The 19,443-nt window shown below is 27.0% G+C and carries 24 protein-coding genes; 1 reads left to right on the top strand and 23 read right to left on the bottom strand.

Annotated elements, in window-relative coordinates:
• Positions 1 to 518: 518 nt before the first annotated feature.
• From ACUN06_RS07495 to ACUN06_RS07590, 20 genes are all read right to left on the bottom strand, one after another.
• A complete protein-coding gene (locus ACUN06_RS07495; RefSeq protein WP_195514821.1) occupies positions 519 to 962 on the bottom strand; it encodes a hypothetical protein in 444 nt (147 codons plus the stop codon).
• Between the two features lie 266 nt (positions 963 to 1,228).
• Entirely contained in the window at positions 1,229 to 1,945 is a 717-nt protein-coding gene (locus ACUN06_RS07500; RefSeq protein WP_449389562.1) for a hypothetical protein, read from the bottom strand.
• A complete protein-coding gene (locus ACUN06_RS07505) occupies positions 1,945 to 2,109 on the bottom strand; it encodes a hypothetical protein (protein WP_449389563.1) in 165 nt (54 codons plus the stop codon). The genes ACUN06_RS07500 and ACUN06_RS07505 overlap by 1 nt, the downstream gene beginning before the upstream one ends.
• A gap of 243 nt (positions 2,110 to 2,352) precedes the next feature.
• Positions 2,353 to 2,580 carry a hypothetical protein gene (locus ACUN06_RS07510; RefSeq protein WP_449389564.1) on the bottom strand — a complete coding sequence of 76 codons (228 nt, stop codon included), beginning with the start codon at positions 2,578 to 2,580 and terminating at the stop codon, positions 2,353 to 2,355.
• 36 nt (positions 2,581 to 2,616) lie between these two features.
• Complete coding sequence (locus ACUN06_RS07515) at positions 2,617 to 2,829, bottom strand: hypothetical protein (protein ID WP_449389565.1); 213 nt, start codon at positions 2,827 to 2,829, stop codon at positions 2,617 to 2,619.
• A complete protein-coding gene (locus ACUN06_RS07520; protein WP_449389566.1) occupies positions 2,829 to 3,200 on the bottom strand; it encodes a hypothetical protein in 372 nt (123 codons plus the stop codon). The genes ACUN06_RS07515 and ACUN06_RS07520 overlap by 1 nt, the downstream gene beginning before the upstream one ends.
• A 2-nt stretch (positions 3,201 to 3,202) precedes the next feature.
• Positions 3,203 to 3,421, bottom strand: a complete 219-nt coding sequence (locus ACUN06_RS07525; protein ID WP_226891385.1) for a hypothetical protein — start codon at positions 3,419 to 3,421, stop codon at positions 3,203 to 3,205.
• A 1,078-nt stretch (positions 3,422 to 4,499) separates the two neighbouring features.
• Entirely contained in the window at positions 4,500 to 4,616 is a 117-nt protein-coding gene (locus ACUN06_RS07530) for a ribbon-helix-helix protein, CopG family (protein ID WP_449390261.1), read from the bottom strand.
• A 185-nt stretch (positions 4,617 to 4,801) separates the two neighbouring features.
• Complete coding sequence (locus ACUN06_RS07535) at positions 4,802 to 5,161, bottom strand: sigma factor-like helix-turn-helix DNA-binding protein (protein ID WP_449389567.1); 360 nt, start codon at positions 5,159 to 5,161, stop codon at positions 4,802 to 4,804.
• 143 nt (positions 5,162 to 5,304) lie between these two features.
• Positions 5,305 to 5,745, bottom strand: coding sequence for a hypothetical protein (locus ACUN06_RS07540; RefSeq protein WP_449389568.1), 441 nt, complete (start codon positions 5,743 to 5,745; stop codon positions 5,305 to 5,307).
• A 262-nt stretch (positions 5,746 to 6,007) separates the two neighbouring features.
• Positions 6,008 to 6,772, bottom strand: a complete 765-nt coding sequence (gene istB, locus ACUN06_RS07545) for an IS21-like element helper ATPase IstB (RefSeq protein ID WP_449389569.1) — start codon at positions 6,770 to 6,772, stop codon at positions 6,008 to 6,010.
• Between the two features lie 17 nt (positions 6,773 to 6,789).
• Positions 6,790 to 7,992 (bottom strand): IS21 family transposase, encoded by a 1,203-nt coding sequence (gene istA, locus ACUN06_RS07550; protein ID WP_370778846.1) that lies wholly within the window; start codon positions 7,990 to 7,992, stop codon positions 6,790 to 6,792.
• 518 nt (positions 7,993 to 8,510) lie between these two features.
• Complete coding sequence (locus ACUN06_RS07555; RefSeq protein ID WP_449389570.1) at positions 8,511 to 9,674, bottom strand: hypothetical protein; 1,164 nt, start codon at positions 9,672 to 9,674, stop codon at positions 8,511 to 8,513.
• Between the two features lie 73 nt (positions 9,675 to 9,747).
• Positions 9,748 to 10,032, bottom strand: coding sequence for a hypothetical protein (locus ACUN06_RS07560; protein ID WP_449389571.1), 285 nt, complete (start codon positions 10,030 to 10,032; stop codon positions 9,748 to 9,750).
• Positions 10,032 to 10,190, bottom strand: a complete 159-nt coding sequence (locus ACUN06_RS07565) for a hypothetical protein (protein WP_449389572.1) — start codon at positions 10,188 to 10,190, stop codon at positions 10,032 to 10,034. The genes ACUN06_RS07560 and ACUN06_RS07565 overlap by 1 nt, the downstream gene beginning before the upstream one ends.
• A 369-nt stretch (positions 10,191 to 10,559) precedes the next feature.
• Positions 10,560 to 10,823 carry a hypothetical protein gene (locus tag ACUN06_RS07570; RefSeq protein WP_449389573.1) on the bottom strand — a complete coding sequence of 88 codons (264 nt, stop codon included), beginning with the start codon at positions 10,821 to 10,823 and terminating at the stop codon, positions 10,560 to 10,562.
• A gap of 334 nt (positions 10,824 to 11,157) precedes the next feature.
• Positions 11,158 to 12,318 carry a DUF262 domain-containing protein gene (locus ACUN06_RS07575; protein ID WP_449389574.1) on the bottom strand — a complete coding sequence of 387 codons (1,161 nt, stop codon included), beginning with the start codon at positions 12,316 to 12,318 and terminating at the stop codon, positions 11,158 to 11,160.
• A 213-nt stretch (positions 12,319 to 12,531) separates the two neighbouring features.
• On the bottom strand, positions 12,532 to 13,320 hold the full coding sequence (locus ACUN06_RS07580) for a hypothetical protein (RefSeq protein WP_195514808.1): 789 nt from the start codon (positions 13,318 to 13,320) through the stop codon (positions 12,532 to 12,534).
• 35 nt (positions 13,321 to 13,355) lie between these two features.
• Positions 13,356 to 13,937 carry a hypothetical protein gene (locus ACUN06_RS07585; protein WP_195514807.1) on the bottom strand — a complete coding sequence of 194 codons (582 nt, stop codon included), beginning with the start codon at positions 13,935 to 13,937 and terminating at the stop codon, positions 13,356 to 13,358.
• A 339-nt stretch (positions 13,938 to 14,276) separates the two neighbouring features.
• Positions 14,277 to 14,816: a hypothetical protein gene (locus ACUN06_RS07590; protein ID WP_195514806.1), complete on the bottom strand. Its 540-nt coding sequence runs from the start codon at positions 14,814 to 14,816 to the stop codon at positions 14,277 to 14,279.
• Between the two features lie 722 nt (positions 14,817 to 15,538).
• On the opposite strand from ACUN06_RS07590, the gene ACUN06_RS07595 reads away from it, so the two are divergent.
• The gene (locus ACUN06_RS07595; protein WP_207739598.1) at positions 15,539 to 15,718 is read left to right on the top strand and encodes a ribbon-helix-helix domain-containing protein; all 180 of its coding nucleotides are present in this window, start codon (positions 15,539 to 15,541) and stop codon (positions 15,716 to 15,718) included.
• 206 nt (positions 15,719 to 15,924) lie between these two features.
• Here the strand turns inward: ACUN06_RS07595 and ACUN06_RS07600 are convergent, their stop codons facing one another.
• The 3 genes from ACUN06_RS07600 to spoIVB all read right to left on the bottom strand — a co-directional run bounded on the left by ACUN06_RS07600 (position 15,925) and on the right by spoIVB (position 19,418).
• Positions 15,925 to 16,929: a tyrosine-type recombinase/integrase gene (locus ACUN06_RS07600; protein ID WP_449389575.1), complete on the bottom strand. Its 1,005-nt coding sequence runs from the start codon at positions 16,927 to 16,929 to the stop codon at positions 15,925 to 15,927.
• Between the two features lie 172 nt (positions 16,930 to 17,101).
• Positions 17,102 to 17,920 (bottom strand): sporulation transcription factor Spo0A, encoded by an 819-nt coding sequence (gene spo0A, locus ACUN06_RS07605; RefSeq protein WP_291732410.1) that lies wholly within the window; start codon positions 17,918 to 17,920, stop codon positions 17,102 to 17,104.
• Between the two features lie 307 nt (positions 17,921 to 18,227).
• Positions 18,228 to 19,418: a SpoIVB peptidase gene (gene spoIVB, locus ACUN06_RS07610; protein WP_291732407.1), complete on the bottom strand. Its 1,191-nt coding sequence runs from the start codon at positions 19,416 to 19,418 to the stop codon at positions 18,228 to 18,230.
• Positions 19,419 to 19,443: the final 25 nt, after the last annotated feature.

Raw genomic sequence — 19,443 nt, forward strand, 5'->3', positions numbered from 1 at the left:
TAGTTTCTATTTCTTCATATCTCATATATGAACCACTTTCACTTCTATCTCTTTCCTAAAAATTATTAAACTGTTCTGCAGTGAAAAACCTGTCTTTTTACTATAATCCCAAATATACTTTAGTTCACCTCTTAAACATCTTTCATCAAACATTGTTTATGTAACTGCTATTTTCTTTAATTATTTATAAAAAAATCCTTCCATTTATAGAATTATAAAACTCAATATCTAGAAGGATTTCTATTTCATTATTTAAATTTAATTAAGACACTTTATTTTTTAATCTTAGCTTGTCTGCAATGATAGCAATAAATTCTGAGTTTGTTGGCTTGCTCACTTTAGTAATCAAATCATAAAATCTAGTGTTTAAGCCATTTTAACCATATGTTTTCGTCAGTTTATACATACTTTTTATCCTCTATTGGTAGGCTTACAAAAAATGTATTGGTTGGTATAATGATATAATAGCGAATCAAAAAAGTCAACTGTTGGTTGGGTTAACTTTTGTATAAATTTACTTAACTTGCTCTTTTTCTAACTGGTCTATAAAGCCGTTCTCCTCTATCTCCCCTAATATATCTCATTTCTAATGTTTCTCTTTTTATACCAGTAATACCACTCAATTCAGTTAGTGTAACTCTCTTACCTTTATAATCTATATAAATAGTACACGATTTATTGTTTGCTTGTATATTCTTATCTACCCATCTGCAATTATCAGGTTCATAATCACCATTTACATCAATCCTATCAATACTGAGCATATCATTATACCCATTAGCATATGCCCAGTTATGAAAATTCAAGTAGCTATTTCTCCACTCATCACATACTTTTATACCTCTAGCACCATAATTATAATAATCTTTATTATTAGGGTTATAGCAACGTTGCTTCATCATAACCCATCTTCCATATAGTTTAGTCTTTTTAGCTAAGCCATGTTTATTTTTAATATTCATAAACCTAGTTCCTCCTAAAACTTTCTTTTAGGTATTATCCGTATTATCTTCTTCTGCGTGTAAATCAAAAGTACAAACACTATTTTCATCAATAAAATCCAGCTTTCATTATATCCACTTGCTTTCTGTTTAATTTATAATTTCTACAATCTTTACAACCTACTATGTTATAGTTACGAATTGTTTTCAAAATTTATTTTTGCTACAAAAACAAAAAAAATTGGGGAAATAGCTAACTTTTAATTAACTACTCCCCCGATTATTATCTATAGTGGTATCTTAAATTCTCCACCAACTCTAAAAAAAGCATTTTTTCTCTGTTTTTGTATATATTCTTTTATCTCTTGAAGCTTTTTATCGTACTGTTCACACAAAGACTCCCTATTCTTATTTAAAACAAGCTTTTCAGCTTTCTTCTCTGCACTTTGGTAATCATAACTCTTAAATCCCTTGGCTTTTTCATATGCTGGTAGTGTGAATTTATCGAGAATACTTATTTCTTTAAGCTCCTTGAACGAATCAATAATTCTTATATACTCTATGTTTTTCTCATTGGATAAAGCTTTCCTTTCACTTCCACACACAAACCCAAAACTGAATGAAGCGTTATCTTCTGATATATCTTCAAGTAATTCTAAGTTTAATTGGGATTTTGGCAATGTGAATAGAAATCTCAGCTCTCGCTCATTGACTTCATCAAATTCCAACTTTTCATATTCAAATTCTAACTTATAATTGTGATTCTTTAAGAATTTTGTCTTATAGCCATGAGCCTTGTTGCTCATTAGTGCTAATTTAAAGGCTAGTGGCTCTACACACTCCCTGAACTTTTTGCCAGTCTTTCTATCTGTTATTGGTGAGGAAAGGCTTCTAAGGGGTAAAGAACCACCAATATAAAGGTGGTTGTCGTCCATTCTTATTTCTACATTACTACTTCTAAGACTTCTTATCTCTTCTTCTTGTAAAATCCTTGTTTCTAACATTATGCCATTTCCTCCACAATATTCTCAAGATAAGTATTTTTATAATCTAATCTATTTTTTATTTCTCTTAGCTTATACTCTGCTATTGAGTATAAGCTATTATTTATAGATTCTTCAGTAGGCACTTCCAAAGTACTTAAAATATCTCTTAATTGTTTCCCCAACTCTTCAATCTTTGCTTCACAAGTTTTTCTAAGGCTTCTATTAAGCTTTCCTACAGTTTCGATTTTTCTGTACTCCTTTTTTATTTCCGTTTCTAGTTCATTAGCAATCTTTTGTCTTTCTTCCCTACTGAAACTTTTATCTAACTCTCTAGCTTCTTTAATTTTATTATATTCGTTTATATAGTATGCATAGTCGTGAATACTCTTAATGAATACTTCAGTTTCAGTAAGCTCCGTGACATCTCAAAAAATTCTATTACAATCAATTTGTTCTAATGCTATCTCATAACCTTCTAACTCTTCTCTAAGCTCTTTCAGTGTTCTGATTGCAACTTGTACACCAATAGGGTTTAATTTTAAATGTTGTCTAATATTGGGGTTGATTAGTGAACCTAGACTTAAATCGTAATAAACAATATCTTGAATCCTTTTTGCATTTATTGTTGTTGTTGTACTTTTACTTTTTGCCATAATAATAATTCTCCTCTTTCTCTAGTATTTTTTGATTTATTTATATCTTCTATCAGCATTAATTTTCTTCTTTTTCTTCTCAAGTTGTAGCCTTCTATCATTATCTACAATACTTTTCCATTCCTCACTGTCTAATCCGTATTGGCTTCTATAAAATTCTCTCAACAAATCAAAAAGTGGGTCACCAGTTAGATATGACGTATAATCTTCGCTATTGTTTCTACTCTTTTTAATTATTTTTTTAGTCATCACTCTTCCTCACTTTCATATGAAATAAAAATTTTATCTTTTGTTGTATTAGTTAATCCATAACTCTTCATTATCATATCTAGCTTAGTGATACTCTCATTACGTTTAGCCAATAGCTTAAGATAAAGCTCCACATTCCCCTCACATTGAGCCATATATATATTTAATTTGCTTATAGTTGCTAACAACATTGCCATTGTACAAATAGGAATTATATCGACATTAGTAATATTGGGAATAGTTTTTATTAACCATAAGTAGTATTTTCGTTCTTCTTTCGATGCTAATAAATCTAGGTCATTTTTCTTCTCAGCTAAATCAAATCCTATTGCACTATGAAACTCCTGAAGCTCTTTCAATTTTTCATCCATCATTAATAAAGCTCCCACTTTTTACTTTTCTTAATATTAACTTCTCTATTAGCACTCTTCTCATATGAAGACTCAAAACCTTCTACTGCATATGTTTCTCTGATAGCCTTTCTTATAACATCACTAAGACTCAGATTTTCTTCAATCATAATCCTTTGTATTTCTTGCCTTTCTGTTAAGCTAACTTTAAACATCTGTTGTATATTTCTGCTATTATCCAAACTTTTTTCTCCTTTCTTCTTGACAAATTTTTTGTTTAAATGTTACTATTGTTACAATAAGAAAAGACCTCTAGGCTATTGAATTTATTAGCCTTGAAGGTCTTTTTTTGTTTTGTATATATGTATCTATGGGTGTCTTTGTAACCCCTTATTTTTTCGTTGATAAAATTTACACACATATTTCACAACAGGGCAGGGCTGAACTCTTATACCATCTCAATAAAAAAAAGAAAGGTCATTCCTTCCGTTATTAATCATCCCAACAAAACTTAATCTCTTACTTTTATTTTTTTCTTTCTTCACACTATAACACATTATTTATAATCACTATTTAATATTATCTAATCATACTTAATACTTAATGATACTTACTTATCTCCATATCATCTAATACATCAATTCATCATATACACTTGCTTTTCTCAACTCATGTACTCACTTCAATATCTTATAGATATATCAATCTAACATCTAATACTCTACAACTTACACATATATTATTACAACTTACTTCTACATTATCATGAGTATCTTGTAATCTTATGCTTATTGTATAGTTATTCTTTAGTAGTTACATGAGGTTTCATTAGGTTATTCATATTGGTTGTTTTAATGTAGCAAGGCAATAGCCTAGCTGTCCTTATATTTTTTATCTAATGTAATTTCCTTTGACCATACCTTGCTACTTATAAACCAAATAAAGGAATTTAATAAGCTTTGAATTTATACGAAGATAAAACATACTTATTATATTTACAATCCCCTTTGAGAAATTGCATTTATCTATATATATTAAACGTATACACTTAAATACAATCTTTAAAGCTAGAATATCACCGTTCCTAATTTAAATACCCTAGCTTTAAAGAACTAGATAGTAAGAGAGAAAGGATGTTCTCTTACTTCCTAGTATGAGAATGTCATTTTATGCTATTATGGAATTTTAGAATCATAGCCATCACTATTGAAGGAATGATAGCTACTTCAAAGCTATTTTTTAAATGTGGAATTTAGAATCGCTATTGGTATCGCCTAGTGGTTTTTGGTATTCATTATGAAAATAGCCTTGAAGTAAATATCAATCTTTATCATAGTTTAGTATTAAATATCTTATTGCTTGGCTTTTGGTAGTATGTAGTTTTTTAGCTATCTGTTCCAGCTGATGCTTTAACTCTTCATCCATATTCAACAACATAGAATATTTTTTCAAGTCTTAATTGCTCCTTTCTTTTAAAATAGTTAAGCTCCAGTAGTGTAACTACTAGAGCTTTTATCTTTTGTTTTGGTCGTTCCTAAAGGTGATATATATTATTTATATACTCCCTCACTATCTATATGATTTACAAGGTTTTTTATGCAATAAATCCGAATATTTTTTATTTATTTGCTTAAATATTCGCTTATCCTTTTTGAGATTGAAGCTATTCTCCTATTTACAGTAGATTGATTTATTTCTAACTCTTCAGCAATCTCTTCCTCAGTATATCCTTCGTTGTACTTTTCTATGATATTCTTATCAATAGCATCCAATTTAATATTGTCTAATGCCCTTTGTAAATCTGCAACAAGGATTATATCATCTAAATTCATAGCCGTTTCTTTTAACCATAAATGCCCTAATAACTTCTTAATCATCTTCCAATTGCTATAATCAATCATGTCCAACTTATTCTCATATATTGGGGTCGGTGCTGGTTTTAGTGCATCCAAACCTTTCTTATACTTAATACTCAATAGCATATCTGAATTTACCTCTGATAGATGCTCCCTTACCATCTTAAAGTTTAATGGCGTTTCTATAAGTTCTCTATCCTTTTCAATAGTAATTTTCCTTATAGGTTGTCCATTCTTTATCTTCTGAAGCTCTTGACCTAGTAATTCCCTTAGTGGTTGATATCACCAAGCTCTGAATCCTCTTTGATTAACGCTGGTGTAATCTTTATATTATTACTCTTGTACTGGATTCCATTAGTCTTTAATCTCTCCACTTGAGCTTCTGTATTTCCTTCAGCATCTGTGTTTCCTTCCCCTTTAGCAATGAATCTCTTAGCCTTCTCAGCATCATTATACTGCTTGTCTGTTCTAGTATCATAAGAATAAACTTCTTCTTTCTCCATCTCGCCTTTAAGCAACCAATTAGCATAAGTTTCAATCCTTCTATTGTTGTAATTATCCTCACTAAGCTTATTGAAATTCTTATCATTAGCATTAGTATAAGAATCCTTAATTTCATTAGTTCCTAGAATACTTTCTAAATACTCAACCCTATCTTTTGCACTTGTAATTTCCTTCTTTAATTCTACTTTTGTTAATTCTAATTCCATAATCTTTTTTATCTCCTTATTATATGTATATTTGATAACTCCATTAGATAAGAGCTATCCATTGTTACTCCCTCCTTTACTTTTCATTTACAATAAGGTAATCTCCCCATCTTCAAAAGGTGTCCATTTAGGTACTCGTATATATAACTCTTACTAATAATAAGAGTAGCTACTTGTTCAGTTTTTATTTACATCTTAAAATGTAAATGTCAATATATTTTTGTATAAAAAGTGGAAAATAATTATGTACAATAATTAGAATTTACATCTTAGTCAAAGGGCTTTCTAAATGTTCTAATTTTGATTTAGTTCTATAAGAAGGTCCTTTTACAGATATAATATGAGAGTGATGTAAAAGTCTATCTAATATCGCATTTGCGATAACGGAATTTCCAAAAATATCAGACCATTTAGAAAAATTAGTATTAGTAGTTATTATTGTACAATGTTTTTCATATCTTTTAGATATTAATTGAAAGAAAAGATTTGCTGCATCAATATCTATAGGTAAATATCCTATTTCATCTATTATTAAAATCTTATATTTACAAAAATGACGAAGTCTTATATCTAATCTATTTTCAGATAAAGCTTTCTTTAATTGAGAAATTAAATCCTGAAAAGATATAAAATATGTTGAATATCGATGCTTAGCACATTCTATTCCAATAGAGGTCGCCAGGTGGGTTTTACCCACGCCGGATGATCCTACAAATAATATATTTTCTTTATTTTCTATAAATCTTAAAGTCATTAAATCAAGTATCTGCTGCTTATTTATTGCAGGTTGAAAATCAAAATCAAAATCTGTAACTTCCTTTAAAAATGGAAAGTTAGCAACTTTTACACATGCCTGCATAGCTCTATCAGATTTTGCATTAATTTCTAAATTACTTAACTCATAAAGAGCATCAACAATACTTTTATTTCCAGAGTTAATTAGATCTATATATTTATCAATACTAGCTTTGATATTAAGCAATCCTAACTCCTCAAGATTATTTAGTAATTTAACATAGTTATTCATATTATCCTCCTATTTAATTATAAAAAAGCATCAAACTGTTTTAAATTAGCTTCCGCTAGCGATTCTATATCATCCGTACTCTTATTTTTTAACACTGATCCTAAAATTTCTTTATAATCACACTCATTATAATTAATCTTATTATCACTTAATTGATGTGTTGAAATTAAATCTGTGTTAAAATATATTTGTAATTCTTTATCTATTCTTCTAAGAGTTACAGATTTACCTATATATTTAGGTGGTACAGAGTATTTACTTCCTTTATAAGTTATTAGTGAATCCTTATGAACTTTGGTTTGACGGTCGTAGTTCATATAGGATTCTATGATATGATTACTTGGTAAGGGAAGTAGATACTCCTTTTCTTTTTGAAATAATAATATAGGTGGAATGTTAGTTGCTTGGTTTGGTGCTTGATTAACCTTAGAATTTATTCTTTGAAGCAGTTCAATGATGTCTGATTCATTTTCAAATTCTCCATCATAAGGTAATATCCATTCTACAAATTTATTTGCAGATTCTACTTTTCCTTTGGTATAAGAATGCCTTGGTTTACACAATGTAATTTTAAATCCAAAGTCATCCGCAAAAGCTTTTAGCTTGCTATTTATTTTTCTTCCATCTTTAGTTATATCAACAACTGTTTTCATATTGTCAAATAAAATTTCCTTAGGAACACCTCCTGTCATTTTAAAAGATTCTATTAGGCTTTCAAATACATCTTGTTGTGTTTTATTTTTTTTATAAGTAAAACAACAGAATCTTGAATTTCCTAACTTATAAGAAAATACATTGAAAATAAAAACTTCACCATATTTTGAAGTTAACTTAATATCTTCCTTCCAATCAACTTGGGCTTGCTTGCCAGGCGGTGTTTCGAATCTAGCATGTCCTCTTATGGCTTTCTTTGGTTTCAGGTTTTTAAGTTTTACATATTTATTAAAATTTGAATAAGTTCCTATATCACCATATTTATCTTTAAAATATTGATATACTCCATTTATCGTAACGCCATTTATGGCAAGCTTTTCTTTTATTTCAATATAATATTGATCCAATCTACTACTTTTATTTCTAGTTTTTGATTTACCTTCATATCCCTCATAATATTTCTTCACAGTTCTTCGATCTAAATCATATTCTCTAGCTAACTCTGAAAAGTTAGGTTTAATATTCATAGATTTTAATATAGTTAATTGACCTTGTAAATTCATAATCATTAGTATCCCTCCAATAAATAGGATATAACTAATGATCATTTTTGTACATTTTTATTTTCCATTTTCTGTTCATTGTTATATTATCATTTACATAAAACTTTATCTCTCATTTTTGGAGCTTAAGAGACTAACCTTTTCCCCATATTCAATGGTATACAATTTGATGTATATAAAAGAGAGAATATACTCTATACATCAAAAAAGGTACTATTAATTTCACCAGCGAAAAGTTACGCTGAAAGGTTGAAAATGAAATTTTCAAGCTTAAATACTAATAGATATACTACATTTATTAATAATAAGAGTAGTTACATTGAGCTTAAAACCTAACGGTTTTAACCTCTCAGCTCAGCATCTCACATTATAAACTTTATCTCGCTTTGCTCGTTAAAGTTTAAATGTTCGAAGTTTCGCTGGTGAGTAATAGTAATTCCTATACAAAAGTTTGACTATATTGGGTCTTATATATAATTATTTAACATTTATATAAGACTCTAAATAGTCAAACTTTTATTTTATATAAATGTATCAATAGCTTTTTGAAAGTTTGGTATATAACTACTTGAAGCTATCGGATTAAATTCTAAAATTGGTTCACCAAATCCAACTGAATCAAGCTCCTTTTTCACTTCTCTTGCGTGACTTCCTACTGCAAACTCTTCAAGTCTTTTTTTAAACAATCCTTTTAATTCAACTACATTAGCTTCTTTCTCTAATAGTTCTATTTGCTCAGTTATAGTCTTATCATGTGAAGTAATTGAATAACCATAGAAAGTATAATTTATATATTCTAATCCTTCATTATCGAACCTTTCTCTTATTCTATGGTAGAACTTACTTTCTAGGTTCTTAAATTTCAAACTTGCCATATTGAAACAATTTAGTTTTCTTAGTTCTTCTTCTTCAATCCTTTGAATTACTATTCTTTCTTCAGGCATTGCGAATCTATAATTATTATCATTAGTAACTATTATTCTTCCTTGCATATAGTCTAAAATTCTTTGTGATTTCATACTTCTTAAGGCTCTCTCAATAATCCTTTGAGCTTCTCTTTTACTTCCTATTTTAAATCCCTTTAATGTATGAACATCTATTCCAGTTTCTAATGATGCTTCTTGATAATCTGAATCAATTTGCAAATCACAATACTTTTTATTGAATATCTCCAATAACTCAATAAACTTGTTAACACTAAAGTAAAGCTCTCCTTTAAAAGTCTTTAGTGAATAGAATAAAATACCCTTTATTGGATTAACATAAATAGCCTTATCTCTCCTCTTATCTTTTTTCAGCAATTGTTGCTGGTACACTTCATCTATTACAAACTTATAACCCTCGTTGTGCCATTTGCATAAGGTATCTAATTCTTTAAGTCTAGCCTTCTTATAATCTCCACCAGTAGACTTCCACCCCATAAATTCACATAGTTCCTTGTAATTTTTAAATACTCTCCCAACCGTTAACCCTGATTCTTCCTCAGGTGATGAATCTTCTGCAACTGATGCTGGTAATTCTATAGCTTCTAGCTCCATAGATTCTCTTTCCTTAATCAATAAGTTAGTATCATCAATAGATTTTCTTACAATTTGTAAAGCTTCCTCAGGTGCTCCCATTGCTTCAAGTTCACCATACAATTTTTGATACTCAATTAATGTTTCTATTAAAAATTCATTTACCATAATAAAATACTCCTTCATCTGTTAATTTGTATTTATTGCTGGAGCTTGTTTTATTTACTCCAGCATTAGTTACTTATCTTAAAAAATTATTCTTTAAGAAGTTGATTACACTACTTTGGCTACTAAACCAAATTGTAATTTCCCCATCATGTGTTTCATCTAATAAGTCTATTTGATACGTACAAGAATTTTTATTTTTTACTATATATACACTTCTACGCCTTTCATAACTAGCTATAATTACTGTACTATCATTATCTTGGTCAATTTCTATATCTACTTTTTTAACCGATAAGGTTCTTAAAATCCTTTTCATATCATTACCTACTTGTATAACATATCCTACATTATTTATCATTATCTTCTACCTTCCTTCTCTAGTCTTACTATTTCTCTCTCTAAAACCTCTCTAATAAAAGTTGATACACGAATTCTATTGCTCCAACAATAGTCTTCAAGTCTGTCATTTAATTCCTCACTCATTCTAATGTTGATTGCTTTAACTTGTTTTGCCATAATAATTCATTCTCCTTTTCATACTTAATTCATTTACAATATATTAATCCGTAAAAAGGTTTGAAAATGTAAAATTGTATAAATAATTTACTAAAATATTTTCAGATTGGTAATTTAAAGACAAAAAAGGACTCGGAAATAAATCCAAATCCTTTTTTATTGCTTTAAATAAAATTTAAGTAATGATGTATTTAATTCATTGATGCTATTAAAGCTATGATTATAATACCTATAACGAATATAGTAAATAATATTATTGGTGTTAAGTGATAATTTTCTTTAAGCTTCTCCTTAAACTTTCCCATTAGTTGACCTCCTTTTTAGAAAATAAACGTACGGATTAAAATCCTGATTTTATTATAGTTAAATTTATAAATCTAAACTTTTAAGTAGTACCTTATTTAAAATTTCACTCTTCTTATTAACTGTTAAACTATCTCCTTCTTGCTTCAATATTTGTATCTCTTCTATTGCATTAGAAATTCCTTTTATTTCTGAATCATTAAATCTTTCCATATCCTTAAATGATTCCTTTAGCATATCAGTATTTCTATACTTAATTTTTTGTACAATTTCAATGAAAAACTTCTTTTCCAAATCATTTAATCTGTTAACTTTTGCTTTTAACTCCATAATTTTTCCTCCTTAATTTTACATTAAGTATTCACTAGGTAAATACTTATTGATACTTTATAAAATAGTATTCAGCACCTTATATTATATCTTAAATTTCCAAATTTATCAACTTTGATTAACAATTATAATGTCTTAGACTATATAATTGAAAGTTCAATTTTATTTAATAAAAAAGTGGCTATCGCCACGCCCACTTCGTGGTTTAAAATTTACAGTTTTAAATCCCAAAACCTATTAATATCACTAGCTTTACGACTTCAAAATTTTTATAATTTCCTGTACATCAAAAAAGAAGCTTTAAATCTCTAAAGCTTCTTTTTTAAAGTTATATTTAATTTCTATTAAAATAATCTTCCACTATTAAATTACATATTCTTTCCAACTCAGAATATGAAGTTGTTCTGGTTGAAACATTAAATATATCTCTATATTTATTAGCATCAATGTCTATAAACTCTTTTTTTCGCAATGTAAACTGAGAACCAAAATATTTACTAAATGCTTCATCATCTGACATACTTGTATTAAATGCCGCTAATTTCTTACTCAATTCTACTATATGCTCTACTTTTTTAAATGTATCTATTTCAAAATAATTTTCATTTGAAATAGCCACTGCTAAAATATACTTTAATGTCCTTTTATTTAATCCATTTGTCTGTATATTTTTATACATATTTACTATATACTTTAAGTTATTATTATATATAGACAACATATCCTTTTCTAAATCTGTAATATCAGATTTTTTTTCTATAAACTCTATTATTTGCTTATCTGGACAATTTAATTGAATCTTATTAAGCCTAACTCCAATTATCGCATAATATATTTTTTCAAAATCAGCTCTTTTTAGATTTTCATAATTTATTTTAGTTAATAGTTCATAATTAATATCATAGAAATAATCATAAAAAACATTATTTGGTAATGAGTTTATAATTTCCCCAGCTCTTAATTTCTCCTGATTTTGCAATACTTTAAAATACTCTCTTATTTGGAATGTATCAGCTGATTGAATAGTATAAAGAGGTATGTTATACGCATTTATATTATTCTGAATAGCTTTAGGTAAGTCCTCAAATGATAATCTTTTCTTTTTCTTCAACTCAACTATTTCAGGTGATTCATCATTATTTATTATCTTACATATAGTTCCTTTAATTTCATCAACAACCTTAGATTTTATTATATACTCTCCATCAACAAAATTTAAAATTGTTTTTAAACGTTGTTTTCCATCTACTAATTCTGACCTAGCATTTTTTTCATTTGGTTCTCTAAGTTGATTTACTACTATATTTCCTATTGGATAATTTAATATTAAACTTAACAATAACTTGTCTATATATTCAGCTGTCCAAACATATTCTCTTTGATAATTAGGTGAAATGTCTAATCCATTAAAATTAACATTTCTAACATCATTAAGTAATGTAAAAATCGGTGATTGTGATGGTGTTATATTAAGTTTTTGATAATATTTTTCCATAAATTCCTCCCGCTCTGCAAAATATTATTTATTAATACCATTATACATCAAAAGTTACATAATTTACATTATAATTTAAATACAATATAATATTTATTAGCTAACGTTATTTCTATTAATATACAAAAATAAAATCATACCTTTATTATGTAACATAAAAATTCAATTTTATTGATTTTATTAAATATTAAATAAAATTTCTCTTTTTCACTTTTAGGCATCAATAATTACATCATTAATTACAATTAGTAAGTTCTTAATTAGCCTTTGTGTTATTTGTGAACCTAGTTGTTTATATAAATTAATATCATTACTCTGTTCACTATGACCTATTTCATTACGTATATAAGTAAAACAATCTTCATCAAATGTTTTATCTGTTCTTCTAGTTGGCTTGAAATAAAGAAAATCATATTTATCTTTATTATCATTTAGATAATCTATAACTGATTTTTGACTAATATGGGGTCTATTCTTTTGTAATAATTCCATTAAGAATTGATATAAACTCATAAATTGAGCAATATTGTTAGGATTATGTAGTGTTTTGAATATACGTTCATACTTCATAAAATTGCTATCAATACTCGTTTTAAAATTTATTATTTTATTATATAAGTCAGTAGAATCCTCATTGTATTTAAATTCTATCGAATCATGCATATTTAATCTATCTTGGCACATAATATTCTTACTATTTTCACAAATTACATTTATTGAATATACTGGAATGTTGTAAGAAACATTAGTTCTTACTATTAAATTAAAGCATATATGATAAAGATAATTATTTATTTCTTTGTGGTATTCTTTATATGTAATACCATCTTGAAGCTCCACATATATATTTTTTAAATCATCATTAATCTTAATAAGCTTAATAATATTATTATTTATTATATATTCTTTATTATTATCAATAGTAACATTATCAAATCCACGTAAATTACAAATCAAATAACTTTTTTGATTTGCACTCTCTTTCATTTTAGAATCTTTCATTATTAATATCCTCCTATAATACACTTAATTTAATTTCAATTTAGTATATATATCCTTTTAACTTCTTCAACTATATCATCTATCCTATCATTTATTGTATAGCCATCTTTTTTCATTTGATTAAACTTCTCTGCTAATCCAGCAATCCTAAAATGTAAATCTCCCTTGTTAGCCATAAAATTCAACATAAAATTATCTGCTAATACTTCCAAATCCATATACTTTCTAAAGTTTTGCTTATCATCTTTCTCTTTAAGTTTATTATACGCTTCAGTTCTATATTTTTTATAGTAGAAATGGTGACTTTCATGTACTAAGATACAATTTAAAAGTATTCTCATTACGTCTTTTAAAATCTTATCGTAACTTGGATTAATATTAAATATTCTATTAAATAAACACCTATATACATCATTTATAAATTCAAGGTTAAATCTAACATCATTGTTATTATCAACACATGCAAAAAATTTATCTTCGCAGTATTCAATTATATTATAATCTAATTTTATTTCTTCTCCATAATTTCTATTGAAATACTGTTCAATTTCTTTTTTTATAATTTCTATCTCCTCTTTAAGTTCTTTATACACATTTTCTATATACATATAGTACATTCTTTAACTTCATCCCCTTATCTAAATAATATAAACACTTTAATCAACACCTAATTAGCTTCATTACTACAAATTTATGCATAGTGCTCTATTTTCTAAAATATAATTATAATATTAAACATTTCTTTTTCTATAATTACATAATTATACCATTTTTTTACTGATATCATTCTATTTATTTATATAAAATTCATCTTTTATTTATAGTAATTGTAATTTCTTATTTCTCTTTCAATATTTTTATATACATCAGTACGTTAAGAATCTAATACTATAAATCTTAAAATTATACTTTCTTATAAATTAACTATTTATATACTTTAAACATTATAAAATTTATTATTCTGTTAGATTTGAACCTATCTCAATTCCATTTTTATATATAATAGTTTTATTAGTTAATTTAGCTTCTGGAGCTTCTATATCATCTTCCCAACCTAGTAACTTATTTTCTATATCTTCATAACTAATATAATCACTATCTTTACTTCTATCTCTTTCTTCAAAATTATTGAAGCTATAATATTTCTCCAATTGATTCTTCTCTAGTTGTTTCCATTCTTCTAATTGTTTCTCATTTAGTTTTTTACCTTCTATATAAGCTTTAATTTTTTCTAACTTTGCTTCATCAACTGTTAAAAGATACAACTGTTGTTTAAATTCTCTTATTACCATTCCATTAGTATATTTTTTCTCACTTTTATCTCTTTTATAAAGTGCTCTTTTTATAGCTTGTTGAACTGTAGTAAAGCCATAATTAACTATAGAATTTCTTATCCATTCTTTATTATCATCATTTATATACTGAGCAAAACCAGTCTTCTTACTATAGTCCCAAATATATTCTAACTCTTCTTGTAAATATCTTCCTTCAAACATTTCCTATACCATTTTACTCCCACTTTTATACTTTAAATCTATATTTTTATAATATCAACATCATTATGTATTATCAATACTGTAATTCTTGCTATATTGTTCATTTCTATTACTTATTTATTTAAAATACTCGCATTAAGGTAGCGAAGCGTAAGCTACAACTGGAAAGCTTAGATTCGAGCTAACGCATAATACCTTACCTTACATTTAACAAAAAAATTCTTTCTGTTAAACATAAGTAAGAGTATAAAGTAAAATTTACAACTGTATAAGTTGAGTTCTCACTTTTTACATCTTCAATTAATACTGAATCATTAGTTTTACCTTAAATAGCTTGTCCTTTAAGTTGTCTTTTGTTACTAATGCTTACCCTCTCATTAGAGAGCCAAACTACCTCCAGCCCTTTATTTTATCGGTTATTGGTTGGCTTCACCTAGCCTATTATTACTACCTTACATCAGCTACAATTGAAGAAACTACTGATGAATAACAATAGTGTTGATTTACTGCATTGGCTCAACTAACCTTTTACGTTTTTCAAGTGGTACGGCATCCACAAAATCCTATTCATCGCTATATGTCGCGATATTTAAATTTAAAAATATATATCGCTACTAATCGCGATATATTCACATTATAATTGTCGCGATATTAAAAGTCAAGAAATTTTTATCGCGATATGGTAAGATATATAGAGATATTAAATTTAGGAGGTGTCACCATTGGCAAAACAAATATATAAATCAAGAGTTAAACAAGGTCTAACAATAGATAAGGACTTATTTAATACACTAAATAAGCTATCTGAAGAAAGTAGAATACCAAAAAGTAAATTAGTAGATGAAGCCTTAGAACTACTTTTCAAGCAACATAACATAGAAGTTATTAAAGAAGATGAGTAAAAATAAAATGCTAATCAATAATTAAAATGGTTAGCATCTTTTTTTGAGCTGAATTGCCCTTACTACTATATGTAATCTTTGTAGTAGTCTCTGGTATAGGTAGATGATATTGTCGTATTGAAAATAAAAAAAGACCTAAATCAGTATCATTACTAATTTAAGTCTTATTATTATCTTGTTATAGAAATTCTAGCTTTTATAGTTAATTATTTTTTCATAGATTCCAATGGACTAAACCTTTGATATGACTTTCTTATATCTGTCATAGTAACATCTAAATAAGCCTGTTCTGTTACAGTAACGCTACTATGCCCCAATATCTTTGAAAGCATAAATATATCTCCTCCACTAAGTAAAAACCTTTTAGCAAAATTATTTCTTAATCCATGTGGACTTATATTTTTAGTTATTCCAGCTCTCTGCTTATAAAATTTAAAATTTCGTTCAAAATTACTCGCAGTAATTATTGTTCCTTTTTTAGTTGGAAATAAATATTCATTATTACAATATCTATCCTTATACTGAATCCATGATTTTAAAATATTCGCCATAGTATTACTAAAAAATACATATCTATCTTTTTTCCCTTTGTTTATTTCGGCTGGAATAAGAATAGTTCTTCTTTCTACATCTATATCTTCTAGTTTTAAATTAAGGGTTTCTGTTAAACGCATACCAGTATCAAATATTAGCTGAATAATAGTATAATCTCTATACTCACTATAAATTGTTATATTTATAGCTTTTATTAATGCTCTAAACTCAATATCTGTAATTTCATCCTTCATCTTTCTTTTAGCTTTTAAAAACTTAATATTCTCCATAGGTGTTACTTTTATATATTTACGTTCCAAGCAATAGTTAAAAAATACTTTCATATTCCTAATATAGTTATTAATTGTTGTATCAGATATTGTATTACCAAAATCTTTTCTCATATCAGGATAGTTAAGCTTTACAGTTCTATCATCTGATACATAACTATACTTTCCTCGTTCTTTAGTGAACTTTAAATAAGAATCAACTTGTTCATAAGTAACATCTTGAATTCTATTAATCATATATTCTTCTTTTAAGTATTTAAAAAATAATTGTAAGGTAGATTCATAACTATTTAAAGTTTTTTTACTTAACTCTTTTAAAGTACAGTGCTCCATAAAATCTTCTAAATAGAACTCTAATGTTTTTGATTGTTTTAATAATTTTGCCATAAAAAAATACCTCCATTTGCTAATACATTTCTGTATTTGCCAATAGAAGTATTCTCACATGTATAAATATCCTACTTAGTAGGTTTAAAAACATATTAGTCGGCTTTTTAATATAAATTTGACAAAATATCAATTATATGCTCTCGCCCTATTTTACTAGCTTACACCCTAATTAAGACACTTTATTCTTTAATCTTAGCTTGTCTGCAATGATAGCAATAAACTCTGAATTTGTTGGCTTACCTTTTTCATTATGAACAGTATAACCAAATAACTTATTAATTGCTTCTACTTGTCCTCTTCCCCAAGCTACTTCAATTGCATGTCTTATAGCTCTTTCAACTCTTGAAGCTGTTGTGTTATATTTCTTAGCTATTGAAGGATATAATTCCTTTGTTACAGCAGATAATAATTCCATATCATTAACAACCATAGTAATAGCTTCTCTTAAATACATATAACCTTTTATATGAGCTGGTACACCTATTTCATGAATTATGTTTGTAATTTCAGTTTCTAAATCAACTGGTCCTCTGCTTGGAGCAGTAATCATTTCTGTTGTTGTCATAGCTACTTGCTTTTTAACTGGTTCATCATTTCCTAATAATGAATCATTAAACATATCTCTAATACGTTTAGTAAATATGTCCATATCAAATGGCTTAACCACATAATAATCTGCACCTAAAGTTATTGCTCTTTGAGTTATCTTATCTTGTCCAACTGCAGATAATACAACTATTCTTGGAAATTTAGTTAAATTCATAGAATTTAATCTTTCTAATACTCCTAAACCATCTAAATGTGGCATTATTATATCTAAAACTACTAAATCTGGTTGTTTTTCTTCAATTAAAGTTAAAGCCTCTCTTCCATCCTTTGCAATTCCTGTTACAACAATGTCCTTTTGATTTAAAAGATAATCATTTAAAATACTACAGAATTCTTTATTATCATCTGCTATTACTACTGATATTTTATTTCCATCCATCTTTTTTATCTCCCTTTCTACCCATTACAATAATATATTTTATAATTCAAACTTAAAATAGAAATATAACTTAATTTCTCACTTAATTAAGCATTTAATTAAGTATATTTACTTGTTTTTTTATTTTATGTAATATATTATAACATAAATTTAATAAATAAAATAGCTTATTTTACATATTTTTGAAATTTTTCTCTAAAAAAATTGTATTTTTTTCTTTTTTATATATTGAATAAATTAAAATTGTAAGATATTATTTAATTTTAAAGCTTAAATAATATCTTACAATTATGTTTTCTCATTTACCTTATTGAATTATACCTGCTTCTTCAAGCATCCATTCAATGTATATTCCATAACCTATTTCAGGCTTATTAATAAGTACATGAGTTACAGCACCAACTATTTTATCATTTTGAATTATTGGACTTCCACTCATACCTTGCACTATTCCACCTGTTTTGCTTAATAATTCTTCATCTGTTACTCTTATTATCATACTTTTAGGTCCTGATTTATCTTGTTGTAATAACTTGATTATTTCAATATTATATTCTTTTGGTCCATTATCATCTATAGTTGTTATTATTTTTGCTGGACCTTCTACAACTTCATTTCTAAAACCAACAGACATTGGTTTATTAAATATGGAATTTACTAAAGGTTGATATGTTTTTCCAAAAATTCCTGAAGATGAATTACTTTCTATTTGACCTATTGATTTTTTTTCATTTACAAACAATCCTCTTAATTCTCCTGGTACTCCTTTTTCACCTTTTCTTACACTTAGTATTGATGCTGATAAAAGATCTCCATCTTTTATAGTAAATGTTGTATTTGTATCACCATCTGTTATTGGGTGTCCTAAGGCTCCAAATGTATTAGTATCCTCATGATAAAATGTTAATGTACCTATTCCTGCTGTAGAATCTCTAACCCACAAGCCTAATTTATAATTTTCTCCTTCTTTAATTAAATTAATATCCTTGTTAAACTTACATCCATTACGCATAAATTCTACATTTATTGTAGATGAATTAGCACTTTTTATTAAACTTATCAACTGCTTTGAGCTTTCAATTTTTTTATTATTAACTTCTAACAAAACATCACCCAACTGCATTCCAGCAACTTTTGCTGGACTTAATTCACTACCATCATCAGTTTCTACATTAGAAAATCCTACGACTAGAACTCCCTCTGTTGATAATTTTATTCCTACACTGGCTCCACCTGGATATAATTTTATATCCTCTAATTTTTGCACTGCTACCGATTTTATTGGAATAAGCCCAAGAAAATCAATATTAACTTTATCTTTATTTAATTTAGCAGTATTTAAAATCCCTTGGTTTTGTACAGAAATATCAGAAACTTCCATACTATCATTTATGTATATTTTTTCTGGTAATTGCAAAACACTAATGTATGCTATTAATGCCAAAATAGCTATTGGAGTAATAATTATACTAAAATACTTTAATATTTTTTTAATCATTTTATCTCCTCCTTGCCTTCTAACA

Source organism: Clostridium sp. ETTB3 (assembly GCF_053571985.1).

Coding starts and splice junctions, on each gene's coding strand:
- ACUN06_RS07495 (WP_195514821.1), bottom strand. CDS start 962: ATGAATATTAAAAATAAACATGGCTTAGCTAAAAAGACTAAACTATAT.
- ACUN06_RS07500 (WP_449389562.1), bottom strand. CDS start 1,945: ATGTTAGAAACAAGGATTTTACAAGAAGAAGAGATAAGAAGTCTTAGA.
- ACUN06_RS07510 (WP_449389564.1), bottom strand. CDS start 2,580: ATGGCAAAAAGTAAAAGTACAACAACAACAATAAATGCAAAAAGGATT.
- ACUN06_RS07515 (WP_449389565.1), bottom strand. CDS start 2,829: ATGACTAAAAAAATAATTAAAAAGAGTAGAAACAATAGCGAAGATTAT.
- ACUN06_RS07520 (WP_449389566.1), bottom strand. CDS start 3,200: ATGGATGAAAAATTGAAAGAGCTTCAGGAGTTTCATAGTGCAATAGGA.
- ACUN06_RS07530 (WP_449390261.1), bottom strand. CDS start 4,616: ATGTTGTTGAATATGGATGAAGAGTTAAAGCATCAGCTGGAACAGATA.
- ACUN06_RS07535 (WP_449389567.1), bottom strand. CDS start 5,161: ATGCTATTGAGTATTAAGTATAAGAAAGGTTTGGATGCACTAAAACCA.
- ACUN06_RS07540 (WP_449389568.1), bottom strand. CDS start 5,745: ATGGAATTAGAATTAACAAAAGTAGAATTAAAGAAGGAAATTACAAGT.
- istB (WP_449389569.1), bottom strand. CDS start 6,772: ATGAATAACTATGTTAAATTACTAAATAATCTTGAGGAGTTAGGATTG.
- ACUN06_RS07555 (WP_449389570.1), bottom strand. CDS start 9,674: ATGGTAAATGAATTTTTAATAGAAACATTAATTGAGTATCAAAAATTG.
- ACUN06_RS07560 (WP_449389571.1), bottom strand. CDS start 10,032: ATGATAAATAATGTAGGATATGTTATACAAGTAGGTAATGATATGAAA.
- ACUN06_RS07565 (WP_449389572.1), bottom strand. CDS start 10,190: ATGGCAAAACAAGTTAAAGCAATCAACATTAGAATGAGTGAGGAATTA.
- ACUN06_RS07570 (WP_449389573.1), bottom strand. CDS start 10,823: ATGGAGTTAAAAGCAAAAGTTAACAGATTAAATGATTTGGAAAAGAAG.
- ACUN06_RS07575 (WP_449389574.1), bottom strand. CDS start 12,318: ATGGAAAAATATTATCAAAAACTTAATATAACACCATCACAATCACCG.
- ACUN06_RS07580 (WP_195514808.1), bottom strand. CDS start 13,320: ATGAAAGATTCTAAAATGAAAGAGAGTGCAAATCAAAAAAGTTATTTG.
- ACUN06_RS07585 (WP_195514807.1), bottom strand. CDS start 13,937: ATGTACTATATGTATATAGAAAATGTGTATAAAGAACTTAAAGAGGAG.
- ACUN06_RS07590 (WP_195514806.1), bottom strand. CDS start 14,816: ATGTTTGAAGGAAGATATTTACAAGAAGAGTTAGAATATATTTGGGAC.
- ACUN06_RS07600 (WP_449389575.1), bottom strand. CDS start 16,929: ATGGCAAAATTATTAAAACAATCAAAAACATTAGAGTTCTATTTAGAA.
- spo0A (WP_291732410.1), bottom strand. CDS start 17,920: ATGGATGGAAATAAAATATCAGTAGTAATAGCAGATGATAATAAAGAA.
- spoIVB (WP_291732407.1), bottom strand. CDS start 19,418: ATGATTAAAAAAATATTAAAGTATTTTAGTATAATTATTACTCCAATA.